Genomic DNA, 13263 nt, shown 5'->3' with positions numbered 1-13263 from the left:
GCTCCGATCCCCCCGTCGGACGCCGTTCCTCACTCGGGTCGCGCCCACCCCGGCGACGACCTCCGTTCCGCGCGGGCGCTCATCAGCGCACATCGGCCCCCGGCCGCGGAGAGGAACAGTCATGAGCACACAGCCCGGCCACGGCGCGGACGAGCGGACGGCTCCCCGTCGCCGGGCGACCTGGGAGGCGCACGACGAGACGGCCTCGCGCCCGCTCTCGGGACGCCGTGCCGCCCGCTCCGGGCGCGAGCGGGTCTCCGCTCCGCGCCGCCTCGCGTCCGCGCTGCCTGCCGGAGCGGTGACGATCCCCGCTGGAGCGGTGACGATCCCAGCCGCCCCGACCGCGGTGCTGGAGCGTCGGGCCGCGATGAACGAGCGTCCGGCCGCGCCGACCGCCGTGGTCGAGCGTTCGTCCGCCGCTACCGCCGTCCCGGAGCGTCCGACCGCCCCGACCGCGCTCCTGGAGCGCTCGGCCGCCCCGACCGCGCTGCTCGAGCGTCCGCCGGCCCCCACTGCGGTCCTCGAGCGCACCGGGCTCCCCGCCGTCGACGCCGACCGGCTCCCTCCGGCATCCACTCCGATCCGCGGCACGCGCCCCCGCAGCGGCCGCCGCGCCTCGTCGCGCATCGGCGACCTGGTCGCCGCCCTCCCCGCCCACAACGAGGAGGCCGGGATCGCCGCGGCGATCGAGGGCCTGCGCCGGCAGACCTGGCCGCCGGACCGGATCGTCGTCATCGCCGACAACTGCACCGACGCCACGGTCGAGATCGCTCTCGCGCACGGCGCCGAGGTCTTCGTCACCGTCGGGAACAGCCACAAGAAGGCGGGCGGCCTCAACCAGTTCCTCGCCGAGGTCCTCCCGGGGCTGCAGGACGACGACCTGGTGCTCGTGCAGGACGCCGACTCCGCGCTCGACTCCGGGTTCCTCGAGATCGCCCGCGGCAGGCTGCACGGCGGCATCGGCGCGGTCGGAGGAGTGTTCCGCGGCGGCGAGGGCGGCGGCTTCGTCGGCCACCTCCAGCGCAACGAGTACGCGCGCTACGCCCGCGACGTGCGCCGGCTGAACGGGAAGTGCCTCGTCGTCACGGGCACCGCGGCCGTGCTCCAGGTCGCCGTTATGCGCCGCATCAGCGCGGCCCGCCTGGCCGGCTCCCTCCCCTCCGGAGACGGCATCGGCGGCATCTACGACACCACCGTCCTCACCGAGGACAACGAGCTCACGTTCGCGATCCGCCACCTCGGCTACGACGTGCTGAGCCCTGCCGGCTGCACCCTCGTCACCGAGGTCATGCCGACGTGGGGAGACCTCTGGCGTCAGCGCCTGCGCTGGAAGCGCGGAGCGGTCGAGAACTGCGTGCAGTACGGCTTCACGCGGGTCACGGCTCCCTACTGGGGGCGCCAGCTGCTCACGATGCTCGGCTGCATCATCACCTACGTCTACCTGGCCACGATCGTCTACGCCGTCGGCTGGGGCGAGCTGAGCCTCCAGCCGTTCTGGCTGGCCGTCACCGCGATCTTCGTCGTCGAGCGGATCGTGACGGTCCGCGACCGCGGCTGGCGGTACATGCTCGCCGCCGCGTCGATGTACGAGCTCGTCGTCGACCTGTTCCTGCAGGTCGTCCACACCAAGGCCTACCTGGATGCGCTGACACGCCGTCGGCGCGACTGGTGAAACAGAGAGAGAGACATGTACAACCACATCGGAACAGCCGCCGGAGCCGGAGTCGGTGCCGGAACGCTCGCCATGACCGGGTTCGACTCGGTCTGGCTGGCACTCGCGGCCTTCGCCCTCATCGCTGCGGGGACCGCCGTCCTGCGCATCGCTCCTCGCCGCAAGCGCGAGGTCTGAGACACGGTGGCGGGCGGGGGACAGCCCGCGCCCGTCACCGTCCCACGACCGCCGTCGCCGCGGAGGTCCGGCTCGCGGTGGAGTAGCCGGTCTTCGTCCCGGTGACGGTCAGCGTGATCCGCTTCCCCGCCTGAGCCTTCGTGAGCGTGAACCGCGGCGACGTCGCTCCCGCGATGGCCGCGCCGTCCGCCTTCCACCGGTAGGTGAGGTTGACGGGAGTCGGCGTCCACGGACCCGGGGCTGCCGTGAGCACCGCTCCGACCCGGGCCGTGCCCGTGACGGTCGGCGTCGCGGCGCCGAGGGTGCCGGCGGCGACCGGTGCGGTCGGCTGCGAGGTCGTCGGGCCGGAGCCGTCGGCGGCGCTCACCGTCACCGTCACCCGCTTGCCGACCGCGGAGGAGGGGACCACGAGATCCGGACCCGTCACTCCCGCGATGTCGACGCCTCCCGCCGCCCAGCGATGCACGAGCGGTCCCGTCCGGCCGGCGGAGGAGGACAGGGTCGCGCCCACCGCGGCGGTCCCGACGACGACCGGAGCCGGCGCCGCGTCGGACCGGTAGACCGCGACGTGGTCGACGAGCATCGTCCCGCCGGAGCTCTTCGGAGCGGCTGCACTGTCGCACCCGCACACGCCGTTCGGCAGCCCGCCCCCGATGGCGAGGTTCAGGATCAGCAGCACGTCGTTCGGGACCGCGGCCTGCCACGCGGCCGTCCCCACCTCCGACTCCCGCACCACGTGCCGGGTGACGCCGTCGACGAGGAACTCCACGCGCTCGTCGCCGGGCACGGTCCGGTCGAGCAGGGCGGAGTAGCGGTGGAACCCCGTCACGCAGGACGCGCAGTCCAGCATCCCGCTCGTCCGGCCGGCGGGCTCGTCGCAGGGGCCGCCGTCCGGCATTCCGCAGTGCAGCGTCTGGATCACCTGGGCGGTGCCGTTGACGGCCTCGAGCATGTCGAACTCGCCGGTCGCCGGCCAGTCGATGACGGCGTTCGCGTCCCGCCCGAGAGCCCAGAAGGCGGGCCAGTAGCCGGTGGCCTGCGCGACGTCCGGCAGCTGGATCGAGGCGGTCATCAGCAGTCGGCCGCCCGCCGGCGCCGAGAACGACTTGTCGGCGGTGACGATCCGCCCGGAGGTCCAGGCTCCGGCGGAGTCGCGGAGGGCGCGGATTCCCAGAGCGCCGCCGCCCGTGAGGAAGACGTTCGCCGTCGACGCGGTCGTCCGGTCGACCGCCCCGGTGCCCCAGGTGCCGACCTCGTGCTCCCACTGGCTCCCGACCGGCGCGCCCGCCGGCCCGGTGAAGTCGTCGCGCAGGAGCGTGGTCCAGCCCGGGGCGTCGGCGGGTGCCGCCGTGACGGCCTGGCCGGCGGACGAGGCGGTCGGAGTCGTGGACGCCGGTGCGAGGGCGGCGACCGCCTGCGGGGGTGTCGCCGCCAGCACTCCGAGGCACAGGGCCGCGAGGGCGAGGGCGAGTCGCGGCCGGTCGAGGAGTCGTGAAGGCATGGCGAGTCCTCTGCGTCGAAGGGGCGCGCAGCTGCACGCGCCTCGACGCTAGTGAGGAGTACTCGCTCTATCCCCACCCTCCAGGCGGGGTGATCTCCGGCACGAAAGCTCACGACCGGGCTCGGCCGGGCCGGGTCCAGGGTGCTGGCAGAGGGGCGGCCGCCGTCGCCTCCGATCGCCCGTTCGAAGGAGAACACCATGCACCGTCGTCTCACGGCCACGCTCGCCGCGATCGCCCTCGCCCTCGGAGGGGCCGTCGCCGTCGCTACCCCCGCCTCCGCCGGGCAGCTCGTCTACCGGAACGGCGGCCCGGGCAACTGCTACGAGGTCCGCTCGCAGCGCGACTCCCTGGGTCGCGCGCAGGTCACGGTGTGGTGGCACTGCGACCAGGCGAGCAACGTCAAGGTCATCTGGAAGAACGGCCCGGACAGCGGCTGCAACAAGATGAGCGTCATCAACCGCAAGTTCAGCGACAGCTCGGGAGTCGCGTCCCGCTTCGACCGCCTCGTCTCCTGCTGACGCGGTCGGGCTGCCCCTGATCCCTTCCGCGAGACGCCACCTCGGTACGCGGCACGCCGCGCGAGGTACTCGGGTGGCCTCTCGCGGGAGGGGGGCGGCGGCGGCCCCGCTCAGTGCTCGGCGCGCCCCGAATCCTCGATGAGGCGCACCTTCACGTTCACGGCGAGCGGCCCCGAGACCGACGGGTCGGCGGCGAGCAGCGCGTGCATCCGCTCGCCCACCAGGCGGAGCGTCTCGGGGGCCGGCAGTGCGGCGGACGCGGCGATGTGCGCGCTCACCGTGGTGAACCCCTCCGACCGGTCGATGTCGACCAGCACGTCGGGCTGCCGCAGGTCCAGCTTCACGGCGAGCGCGTCGGCCGCGGCCTCGACGATCGGCTGGGCGGGGTAGACCCCCGCGACTCCCTCGATGTCGCGGATCTCGGCGGTCAGCCGCTGCGAGAGCTCGGTGTCGTCGGTCATTCCCGCTCCTCCCGGTGGGGGTACACGTCGTCGACGGTCACGTCGATCGCGCCGACGGTCAGCTCGGTGTGGCGCTCCAGGGCGTAGCGGATGCGCTCGCGCAGGCGGTCGGCGGCCACGGCGACCGGCAGGCCGAACTCGAGGGCGCAGGTCACGTCGATCCGCACCACCGCGCCGGGAGCCGAGACGTCGCCGTCGAGGGTGCAGCGGCCCATGATGACGCCGCCCATCGTGTCGCCGGCGCGGCGGATCATCCCGCGCACGGCCGCCTCGGTGAGCGCCAGGCGGAGGGTCGGGTCGGGGTGGCGGACGGGGATGTCGCGGCCGGAGCGCACCTCGGAGCGGATCGCGTCGAGCAGGCCGGCGATCCAGACCTCGTCGCGGTCGGGCTCGCGGTCGGCCTCCTGGCGCAGCGCCCGTGCCGAGAGCTCGGTGAGGCGGGTGAGGTTCGCGAGAGCGAGCCGGCACGCGGCGGAGTTCTCGATCGAGGGGTCGCGCGGCTCGCGGCCGCGGTCGAGGTACTCGCCCAGCTCCTCGAGCGTGTGGCCGTCGAGGTCGTCCTCGGGCACGGCGGCGTCGTCGGTCATCGCCATGCCTCCAATTCGTGGAGCAGGAATCGACGGGCCCGGGCGAGGAGGCCGCGGACCGTCGAGACGGGGAGTTCGAGAGCGTCGGCGATCTCCTGGTAGCTGTAGCCGGCGGTCTCGCGGAGTAGCCAACAGCGTCGCTGATCAGCAGGCAATCGGTCCAGCGCTTCCCAGACCGCGTCCAGCTGGAGTCGCGCCTCCACGATGCGCTCGGGGGAGTGCTCGGGCGGCGCGGGCGGATCCCAGTCGTCGATGTCGTCGTGGCGGCGGCGGACGCGGATCCGGTCGATCGCCTTGTGGGTGACGATGCGCATCAGCCAGTTGCGGATGTGCGCCGGGCTGTCGAGATCGGCCAGACGCCGCCAGCCGGTGAGGAACGCCTCCTGCACCACGTCCTCGGACTCCGCCTCGGAGCCGAGGAGCTTCGCGGCGTAGACGCGCATGAGCGCGCCGTGGCGGCGGGCGAGCTGCTCGAACGCCTGCACGTCGCCGTCGACGGCGCGCGCGGCGAGGGTCGCGTCGGACGCGTTCAGGAGGGGGTCGTCGTCGATGAGCGCCTCCTCCGCGGTCCCGCGCGCGGTGTCCCCGCGCGCCGATGCCCTCAGTGTGGGGCGCCGTCCGGCATGACTACCAGCCTTGACAACGGGCCGCCGAATCCGCTGGCCGGATTGCGAGTGCCGCCGATGGGGGACGTCTCGAGACGGGATTCGTGACATTCCGGCTCCTCGACACGTCTTGATTCCGTACCCCTCGTGCGTCCCCCCGAGCGCACGGACCCCGAACCCGGAAGAAGTCCCCATGCACTGCTCCCTCCGCCGCCGCCCCGGGCGGACGTCATGAGCGAGTCGACCTTCACCCTCGGCAGCCCGTTCGCGGGCGACGAGCGGGCCGACCGGCGCTACGAAGCCTCCGGCGACGATCCGTCCGCCGCGTCCGCCGTCTACTCCGAGGCGTACGGCGGAGGCGAGTTCCGAGTCGCTCCGTCGCAGCGCGGCTTCTCCTACCGCTACGCCGTCCGCGGCAGCGACCGGGTGACCCTGCGCACCTCCGACTGCTCGGGCGCCCTCACCGGCCAGGTCCCCCACCTGAAGGAGTACGTCGTCGGCTGGTTCCGCGCCGGCGGCGGACGCCTGAACCTGCCGCCGTTCACCCGGACCGGCGCGCTGTCGGCCCCGTTCCTGTTCCCCGCGGAGCGCCAGTTCGGGCTCGAGTTCGAGCCGCACCGGCAGAACCTCATCCACTTCGCCCCCGGGTTCCTCGAGGACGTCGCGACCGAGACGCACGCCGGCCCCCGCCAGCCCGTCTCCTTCGACCACGGGGCGGACGCCGACCCCGGCGTCCTCGCCCGCTGGCGCGCCGCGGTGACGGAAGCGAGCGCTGCGCTCGCGACGGCCGCGATCACTCCGCTCGTGCGCTTCACCGCCGAGCTCGACCTCGCCCGCGTGCTGCTCCTGCTGTTCCCGTGGCGCGCGTGGGACGTGCCGGCCGTGCTGCGGCGCCCGTCCGCGTCCCGCACCCGGGTCGCGCTCGACTTCCTCCAGCACCACGCCCACGAGCCGATCACCCCGGCAGACGCCGCCCGCGCGGCCGGTCTGCACACCCGCACGCTGCAGCAGGCGACGAAGCGGCACCTCGGAGTGTCGCCGTCGGTCTACCTGCGCGACGTGCGGCTGGACCGCGCCCACTCCGACCTGGTCGCCGGCGACCCCTGCTCGACCACCGTCGCCGCGGTCGCCCGCGAGTGGGGCTTCGGCAACCTCGGCCGCTTCGCGAGCGCGTACCAGGTGCGCTTCGACGAGAAGCCGAGCCACACGCTGCGCCGCTGACGCTCAGCCCCTGCGAGCCCGAGGGCCCGGACCGTCTCAGGACGGTGCCGGGCCCTCGTCGTCTCCGGGTGTGTCCCGAGGGACCGTTTCGGAGGATGCTCCATCGTGTCCTCCGACCGGTCTTCAGGACACGGACCTCGTGACACTCGGCGCCGGCTCAGCCCGGCTGATGCACGTGGATGTCGCTGCTCGACGTCACGCCGTTGAACTCGAGATACAGCTGCCCCTCGACGACCGACACGGTCAGCGTGTTGCGGCGCTCGAGTACCGCGACCGCGGCATCCAGGAACCCCTGGTCGAAGCTCTGCACGGTGATCTGCTCGAGCTGGTGGACGCGCTTGCCGGACCACGCAGCGATCACCTTCTCCGGGTTGCGATGCGTGTAGACCGTCGTGCGGTCGGCCAGCTTGCTCCCGAAGTGCAGTCGCTCGGCGTCCGGCGCGCCCACCTCGATCCACGTGGTCAGCCTGCCGGTGAGATCGCGGACCAGCACCGCCGGCTCGGTCGCTGTCGACGAGATCCCCTCGCTGAAGGTGATCCCCTCCACGTATTCGAGGCAGTACGCGAGCACGCGCGTCATCATGTACGTGTCGGTCTCGGAGGGGTGCCGAGCGGCCCGCAACGTGATGTCCTCGTAGACACCGCGGTCCACATCAGCCAGCTGTATCGCGAAGTTGTACATCACTGCGCCGGCTGCCACGTGTGGGAGCTTATGTCCTCTCGCTCATCGAGGAGCGCGAGGCTTCTCCGGCGCCGGTGGGGGCATCAGGTTCGCGCGCCTACTGGGGAGCGCCTCCGCGACCAGGAGCTCGAGGCCTGGCTCGGAGTCAGCCGGACGCCGATCCGGGAGGCGCTGCTCCGGCTGGCCCGCGTCGGCCTCGTCTCGGCCAAGCCCGGCCGGGCGACGATCGTGACCCCCGCCACGGCCGAGAGCATCAGCGACGCCCAGCAGATCGCCGCCGCCATGCACGAGCTCGCCACGCGCCTCGCTGGCCCGGCCGTCACTCCGGAGGCGCTCGCCGCGATGGAGTCGGCGAACGACGACTTCGCGCGGGCGCTGGCGGAGGGCGACGTCGAGCTGGCGCTGCGCTCCGACGACGCGTTCCACGCGGTGCTCACCGGGCTCAGCGGCAACGGGATGATCGAGGACGTGCTCGAGCAGGCCACTCCGCTCATCCGCCGTGCCGAGCGCCAGCGCTTCGCCTCCCTCGCGGCCCGCGGATCCGTGGAGCAGCACCGCGCGATCGTGGAGTGCCTCCGCGCGGGCGACACCGACGGCGCCGCCCGCCTCAGCCGGGAGAACTGGATGACGCTCGACCGTCACCTGCACGAGGCCTGACGCGCTGCTCCTCCGCGGGGAGGAGTCCGCGCTCGGTCATGCGCGAGGCCGACGCGATCGCATCCGCGACGAACCGCTCGGTCAGGTCGGCATGCCCTCGCCCGCGCGCTCCGCATCCGTCCCGAGAGCTGAGCGCCGCCCTCCCCGCGCCTCCGCCGCCGGGATGCGGGTCGAGGCGGGTGCCGGGCGCGGCGCGGAACGACGGACGGCCGACGCGCGGGCGGCCGGAGCGCTCTGGAACACTCGAGCGAGGGGCGGGGGCTCCGGAGCGGGGGAGCCGTGGCGTCACGCTTCGTCGAGCTCGACGGTCTGCGCGGCCTCGCCGCCCTCGGCGTGGTCGTCTACCACTTCACCACCGCGTTCTCGCTCGATCATCCCGATGCACCGCCGGGATCCTTCGCGCTCCCGTTCGGTGAGTTCGGCGTCCAGCTCTTCTTCGTCATCAGCGGCTTCGTGATCCTGATGTCCGCGGACCGCGCGCGGCGGCCGTCGGACTTCGCGATCTCCCGCGTCAGTCGCCTCTACCCGGCCTACTGGATCGCGGTGGTCGTCTCCATCGTCGTCGGCGCTCTCGCCCGCGTCCCCGGCACCGACCTCACGCCGCTGGAGCTGCTGCTCAACTTCACCATGGTGCAGCGGTTGCTGCTGGTACCCAACGTGAACGGCGCGTTCTGGACGCTGGCCGTCGAGATGCAGTTCTACCTGCTGGTGCTGCTCGTGCTCGTCCTCACGAAGTGCCGGTTCACGGATCGGCTGGTCCGCGTGCTGGCGGTCGTCTGGCTCGGCGTCGCGGCGACCGCCTCCGTCGCCGCCCACCTCGTCTCGGGAGGCGTCGACGTCGTCTCGGCGCCGGTCGCCGTCCGGGTCCTGGCGAACCTGACGCTGGCCGAGTACGGACCGCTCTTCTGCGTCGGGATGCTGCTGTTCCTCTCGCGACGCCAGGGGCGCTTCGAGCTCCTCGCCGTGCCGGCGGCTCTGATCGCGGCCCTGAACGCCCAGCTCCTCCACGGCGGGCCGGACGGAGCGGTCGTCCTCGGCGTCTGCGCGGCCGTCGCGGTCGTCGCGATGCGGCGCCGGACCGCCGTGCTGCGATGGGCGCCGCTGCTCTGGCTCGGGCGGATCAGCTACTCGCTCTACATCCTCCATCTGGTCGTGGGCAGCGCGATCGTCAGCGCGCTCTGGCCGCTGATCGGCCGCGACGGAGCCGGACTCGTCGCCTTCGTCGTCGTCCTCCTGCTGTCGTGGGGCGTCAACGCGGTCGCCGAGGAGCGGTGGAGCCCCGCCTGGCGCCGCGCCCTCACCCGTCGGCGCGACCGCCGACTCCCGGCGGGGACGGCGACCGCGGCCTGACGCGGCTGTGCACTCCGCTGGCCGCTCAGCGAGTGCGCCGCCGAGGCCTGTGGACGCCGGTGGCCGCGAAACGCATCTCCGCTCGACGTTCCCTGCACCTTGGCTGAGCCACCGGGACGTCCGGGCCCCGGGCCTCGTCTTCATCATGTGCCACGGATCGTGAGCACCGCGGCCCCGGCCACGACCTCTGACCATCTGGAGAAGATCATGACCAACGTCACCCCCACCAGCCTCGCCAACGCCTCCTCGGCCAAGCACGGCACCGCCACCTCGGCCGGCAAGAACACGATCGCCGACGGCGTCGTCGAGAAGGTCGCCGGCATCGCGGCCCGCGAGGTCCCCGGCGTGCACGACCTGGGCAACGGCGCCGCCCGCGCCATCGGCGCCATCCGCAACGCGATCAACGCGCAGGACCGCGGCCAGGGCATCTCCGTCGAGGTCGGCGAGAAGCAGGTCGCCGCCGACATCACCGTCGTCGCCGAGTACCCCGTCGCGCTGCAGAAGCTCGCCGACAGCATCCGCTCCGCCGTCTCCGAGGCCATCTCCTCGGTCGTCGGCATGGAGGTCGCCGAGGTGAACGTCACCATCTCCGACGTCTTCATCCCCTCGGACGACAAGGACGACGAGACCGAGAGCCGCGTCAAGTGACTCCGTCCCACATCGGCCTGGTCCTCGGCGCGGTCCTCGCGCTGACCGCCCTCGTCTTCGGCTTCTGGGCGCTCCTCTGGGTCGCCCTCGCCATGGCGATCGGCTACGGCGTCGGGCGGGTCGTCGAGGGCAAGCTCGACCTGCGCTCCCTCGGCGACACCCTCCGCGGGCGGCGGTCCTCGTGACCGCGGCGGTGATGGCCGACGAGGCCAGCCACGGCCGCACGACGATCAGCTCGCGCGCCGTGCGCCGAGTCGTGTCGGCCGTCACCGCGGAGGCGCTGGACGTGAACTCGTCCGACGTGTCCGTCGAGCTCGACGACGAGGGAGGACGCCTCCATGTCGTCGCGCACGCCCCCATCCACGTCACGCCCCTGGGCGAGACGGGCCGCCGCTCCTCCGGGACGCTGCTGGACCGACTCAGCCGGGCGCAGACGACCATCCGCTCGCGCTGCCTCGAACTGACGGGCTCCACGATCGGCCGGGTCGACCTCCGGATCACCGGTGCCGACCTCCGAGAACGAAGGAGGGTGTCGTGACGACTCCCACCACTGCCGGCCGGGCGCTCTACCCGCGCCTGGTGCGGCGCGAGACGCACTCGTCCCGCTCCGGATCGGCGATCGTCCTCGCCGTCCTGCTCATCCTCCTGTTCGCGTGGCTGGGCACGGAGGCGGTCCTCGCCGTCCTCGGCCAGCCCGCGCTGCTCGTGGCCCCGCAGGACGGAGCGTCCTCGCTGCTCAACGCGGCCGCGGCGCCCATCGCGCTGACCGCCGCCGCCGGCGCCGTGCTCGCTCTGATCGGGCTCGTCCTGATCGTCGTGTCGCTCAAGCCCGGCCGTCGCGGCCGTCGCGCCGTCAGCACCGACCGCACCGCGGCGATCGTCGACGACCGCGTCATCGCGCAGGCCGTCGCCCGCACCGCCGGCTACGCCGGTGACGTCGACCCCGACAACGTGTCGGTGTCGGTCGGATCCCGCGTCGTCGACGTGACGGTCTCCCGCACCTCCGGCCGCAGCATCGACGTCACGCCGATCCGCGAGGCCGTCGACGCCGAGCTCGCCACGTTCGACTGCACCCCGCGCCTGCGCTCCAAGGTGCGCCTGTCCGAGAAGGGAACGGTCCGCTGATGACCACCACGAACCGATTCCTCAACCGGCTGCTCCTGTTCGTCGTGGGCCTCGTCCTCCTCCTCGCCGGCGGCGCCGTCGCGGTGGGGTCGCTGCTCCCGCAGGTCCAGGAGAACGTGTCCACCGCCGCGCAGGACGCGGCCGACCCCACGAGCCAGGCCCTCTCGGGCGGCACCCCGTGGATCCTCTGGGTCACCGCGGTCGTCGCGCTCGTCCTCATCCTGCTGCTGGTGCGCTTCATCGTGCGCCAGGGCCGCGGCCGCACCTCCACGCTGCTGCGCGTCGGCTCGGGAGAGGGAGCGGGGACGCCCACAGGCGGCTCCGTCACCATCGACGCGAAGGTCGCCGAGCAGGTCCTCGAGGAGGCCCTGTCACAGGAGCCGTCCATCGTCGCGGTCGACGTGACCGCGTTCGAGATCAAGCACCAGAAGGTGCTGCGCGTCACCGCGCACACCCGCCGCGGCGCCTCGCCCGCCCGCACCCGGCAGACGGTCGACCAGGCCGTCCGCCAGTGGGACGCCCTCCTCGGCGAGGAGACGCCCGTCGTCATCCAGATCGTCAGCGGTCTGCGGACGAAGATGAACGGCACGGCCCGCGTGCAGTAGCCGCCGGCACCACCGTCCGGCCCTCCCGATCGGGAGGGCCGGAGAGCCCCGCTCAGGCGGGATGGAAGTCTTTCTGAAGGAGCACCCCATGTCCGATCCGATGGAGCCCGGCACCGTCGAGCGCATCCGCACCGATGAGCAGCCGACCCCGAACGAGCAGAGTCGGCGCGAGTCCGCCCGCCGCGACGGGAAGCCGTCCGAGCCCGAGTCGACCGAGAGCCGGGTCGCGACCGCCGCCGGCGAGAGCGCCCAGCGCGTGTCCGGCGTCCACCACCTCGGTGGAGCCGTCGCCCGCGGCCTCGACCGCGCCTCCCGCCGCGTGCTGGGCACCAGCACCGTCCCTGGAGTCACGGTCTCGAAGGCCGACGGCGTCACCACCGTCGACATCGACCTCGTCGTCGAGTACCCCCACCCCGTCCGCGAGGTCCTGGACGCCGTGCGCGATCAGGTGCAGCGCGTGGCGGAGCCGGTCGCCGGCGGCCACGTCGTCGTCAACGTCGAGGCGACCGACGTCCACGGCCCGTTCGACCCGATCGAGAAGCCGGAGGAGGACAAGGAGCCGCTCGTCGACACCGCCAAGCGCGCCGCGTCCGACGCCCGCGACTCCGCCAAGGAGGCCGCCGGGAACGCTCGCGACGCCGTCTCCGGTGCCGTCGACTCCGCCCGCGGACGTCTGGCGGACGCCGCCGACGACGCCGCTGACGCGATGGACCGTGCGGCCGACGAGCGCGACGAGCGCGCAGCCGCCCAGAAGACGGCCGACGACGAGCGCGCCGCCGAGCGCGACGAGGACGACCCCCGCGTCGAGACGCACGCGGCTCCGGCCGTCGGCGAGACCGCGGAGTTCGTGGTCCGCGTCCAGGTCGAGCCGGTGGACGACGACGGCGACCCCCGCACCGCGACCGTCGAGGTCGCTCCTGCGGAGGAGTCCGAGCACGTCGAGCGCGACGAGGCCGCGGCCGATCGCGACGCCGCGTCCGACGACGCCCACGCCCACCGCTCCGAGGACGACCGCGCGTCGTCCGCCGCCGGTCGGGAGTAGTCCCGTGCGCACCCGCTCGTACGGCGCGCGACGCAGGCCGCGTGCGGCCTGGATCGCGCTCGGCACGGGCGTCGTGCTCTCGTTCGTGGTCGTCGTCGCCGTGCTGCTGCCCGTCCTCGGGCTGATCGGCGCGGCGGACGGCACCACGGCCGGGGCGCTCGACGTCCCGGTCGGCGCGATCGTCCTCTCGATCGTCCTCAGCTACGCGGTCGGCCTGGCCTGCCTCGCGGTCGCGTTCCTCTCCCGCAACGCGGCCCTCGCCTGGGTCGCCGCGGTGGCCGCCGTGATCGCGACGCTCATCGGCTCGATCTGGCCGCTCGTCGCGACCGGATTCGCCAGCGTCGACCAGGCGAAGGACGTCATCCCCTTCATCCAGGACCTGATCGCCCGGGTCCGGGGGTAGCGTCGGGG

General features: G+C 73.3%; 18 protein-coding genes and 1 pseudogene. 14 read left to right on the top strand and 5 right to left on the bottom strand.

All coding sequences use genetic code 11. The features are described 5' to 3' along the window. Positions 1 to 121 precede the first annotated feature (121 nt). Both C5C33_RS04715 and C5C33_RS18385 read left to right on the top strand, forming a co-directional pair. Entirely contained in the window at positions 122 to 1672 is a 1551-nt protein-coding gene (locus tag C5C33_RS04715; protein ID WP_258069179.1) for a glycosyltransferase family 2 protein, read from the top strand. Between the two features lie 15 nt (positions 1673 to 1687). Further along, positions 1688 to 1849, top strand: a complete 162-nt coding sequence (locus C5C33_RS18385) for a hypothetical protein (RefSeq protein WP_167305255.1) — start codon at positions 1688 to 1690, stop codon at positions 1847 to 1849. A gap of 34 nt (positions 1850 to 1883) precedes the next feature. On the opposite strand, the gene C5C33_RS04710 is transcribed toward C5C33_RS18385, so the two are convergent. Then, positions 1884 to 3350: a family 16 glycosylhydrolase gene (locus tag C5C33_RS04710; RefSeq protein WP_104260537.1), complete on the bottom strand. Its 1467-nt coding sequence runs from the start codon at positions 3348 to 3350 to the stop codon at positions 1884 to 1886. Positions 3351 to 3548: 198 nt separating this feature from the next. On the opposite strand from C5C33_RS04710, the gene C5C33_RS04705 reads away from it, so the two are divergent. After that, a complete protein-coding gene (locus C5C33_RS04705) occupies positions 3549 to 3869 on the top strand; it encodes a hypothetical protein (RefSeq protein ID WP_104260536.1) in 321 nt (106 codons plus the stop codon). Positions 3870 to 3979: 110 nt separating this feature from the next. Here the strand turns inward: C5C33_RS04705 and C5C33_RS04700 are convergent, their stop codons facing one another. Genes C5C33_RS04700 through C5C33_RS04690 form a run of 3 tightly spaced genes read right to left on the bottom strand, consistent with a single transcriptional unit; the run spans position 3980 to position 5402 of the window. After that, the gene (locus C5C33_RS04700) at positions 3980 to 4330 is read right to left on the bottom strand and encodes a hypothetical protein (RefSeq protein WP_104223972.1); all 351 of its coding nucleotides are present in this window, start codon (positions 4328 to 4330) and stop codon (positions 3980 to 3982) included. Continuing rightward, on the bottom strand, positions 4327 to 4923 hold the full coding sequence (locus C5C33_RS04695; protein ID WP_104223973.1) for an Asp23/Gls24 family envelope stress response protein: 597 nt from the start codon (positions 4921 to 4923) through the stop codon (positions 4327 to 4329). The genes C5C33_RS04700 and C5C33_RS04695 overlap by 4 nt, the downstream gene beginning before the upstream one ends. After that, positions 4914 to 5402, bottom strand: a complete 489-nt coding sequence (locus tag C5C33_RS04690; RefSeq protein ID WP_244248147.1) for an RNA polymerase sigma factor — start codon at positions 5400 to 5402, stop codon at positions 4914 to 4916. The genes C5C33_RS04695 and C5C33_RS04690 overlap by 10 nt, the downstream gene beginning before the upstream one ends. Positions 5403 to 5753: 351 nt before the next feature. On the opposite strand from C5C33_RS04690, the gene C5C33_RS04685 reads away from it, so the two are divergent. Next, positions 5754 to 6743, top strand: a complete 990-nt coding sequence (locus tag C5C33_RS04685) for a helix-turn-helix transcriptional regulator (protein ID WP_104247226.1) — start codon at positions 5754 to 5756, stop codon at positions 6741 to 6743. A gap of 157 nt (positions 6744 to 6900) precedes the next feature. Here C5C33_RS04685 and C5C33_RS04680 read toward each other — a convergent pair whose 3' ends face one another. Continuing rightward, complete coding sequence (locus tag C5C33_RS04680) at positions 6901 to 7443, bottom strand: YaeQ family protein (RefSeq protein ID WP_104260535.1); 543 nt, start codon at positions 7441 to 7443, stop codon at positions 6901 to 6903. A gap of 12 nt (positions 7444 to 7455) precedes the next feature. Here C5C33_RS04680 and C5C33_RS18940 point away from each other — a divergent pair. The 10 genes and pseudogenes from C5C33_RS18940 to C5C33_RS04635 all read left to right on the top strand — a co-directional run. After that, a pseudogene (locus C5C33_RS18940) lies at positions 7456 to 7644 on the top strand (GntR family transcriptional regulator); the annotation flags it as partial. A 9-nt stretch (positions 7645 to 7653) separates the two neighbouring features. Next, complete coding sequence (locus C5C33_RS04675; RefSeq protein ID WP_258066398.1) at positions 7654 to 8082, top strand: GntR family transcriptional regulator; 429 nt, start codon at positions 7654 to 7656, stop codon at positions 8080 to 8082. 279 nt (positions 8083 to 8361) lie between these two features. Further along, complete coding sequence (locus tag C5C33_RS04670) at positions 8362 to 9432, top strand: acyltransferase (protein ID WP_181136189.1); 1071 nt, start codon at positions 8362 to 8364, stop codon at positions 9430 to 9432. Between the two features lie 207 nt (positions 9433 to 9639). After that, positions 9640 to 10080 carry an Asp23/Gls24 family envelope stress response protein gene (locus C5C33_RS04665; protein ID WP_104223989.1) on the top strand — a complete coding sequence of 147 codons (441 nt, stop codon included), beginning with the start codon at positions 9640 to 9642 and terminating at the stop codon, positions 10078 to 10080. After that, positions 10077 to 10265, top strand: coding sequence for a DUF2273 domain-containing protein (locus C5C33_RS04660; RefSeq protein WP_104223990.1), 189 nt, complete (start codon positions 10077 to 10079; stop codon positions 10263 to 10265). Before C5C33_RS04665 ends, C5C33_RS04660 begins: the two co-directional genes overlap by 4 nt. Then, positions 10262 to 10618 (top strand): hypothetical protein, encoded by a 357-nt coding sequence (locus tag C5C33_RS04655; RefSeq protein ID WP_244230558.1) that lies wholly within the window; start codon positions 10262 to 10264, stop codon positions 10616 to 10618. The genes C5C33_RS04660 and C5C33_RS04655 overlap by 4 nt, the downstream gene beginning before the upstream one ends. Continuing rightward, entirely contained in the window at positions 10615 to 11205 is a 591-nt protein-coding gene (locus C5C33_RS04650; RefSeq protein ID WP_104225847.1) for a DUF6286 domain-containing protein, read from the top strand. Before C5C33_RS04655 ends, C5C33_RS04650 begins: the two co-directional genes overlap by 4 nt. Continuing rightward, on the top strand, positions 11205 to 11810 hold the full coding sequence (locus tag C5C33_RS04645; protein WP_104260532.1) for a hypothetical protein: 606 nt from the start codon (positions 11205 to 11207) through the stop codon (positions 11808 to 11810). The genes C5C33_RS04650 and C5C33_RS04645 overlap by 1 nt, the downstream gene beginning before the upstream one ends. Positions 11811 to 11898: 88 nt before the next feature. Beyond that, entirely contained in the window at positions 11899 to 12852 is a 954-nt protein-coding gene (locus tag C5C33_RS04640; protein WP_181136188.1) for an Asp23/Gls24 family envelope stress response protein, read from the top strand. 4 nt (positions 12853 to 12856) lie between these two features. Further along, on the top strand, positions 12857 to 13255 hold the full coding sequence (locus tag C5C33_RS04635) for a hypothetical protein (RefSeq protein WP_104247233.1): 399 nt from the start codon (positions 12857 to 12859) through the stop codon (positions 13253 to 13255). The last annotated feature ends 8 nt before the right edge of the window (positions 13256 to 13263 follow it).

It is taken from the genome of Rathayibacter sp. AY1H3, assembly GCF_002932015.1.
Note: the sequence above shows the minus strand (reverse complement) of the source record. Positions and strands in the feature narration are given on the sequence as shown.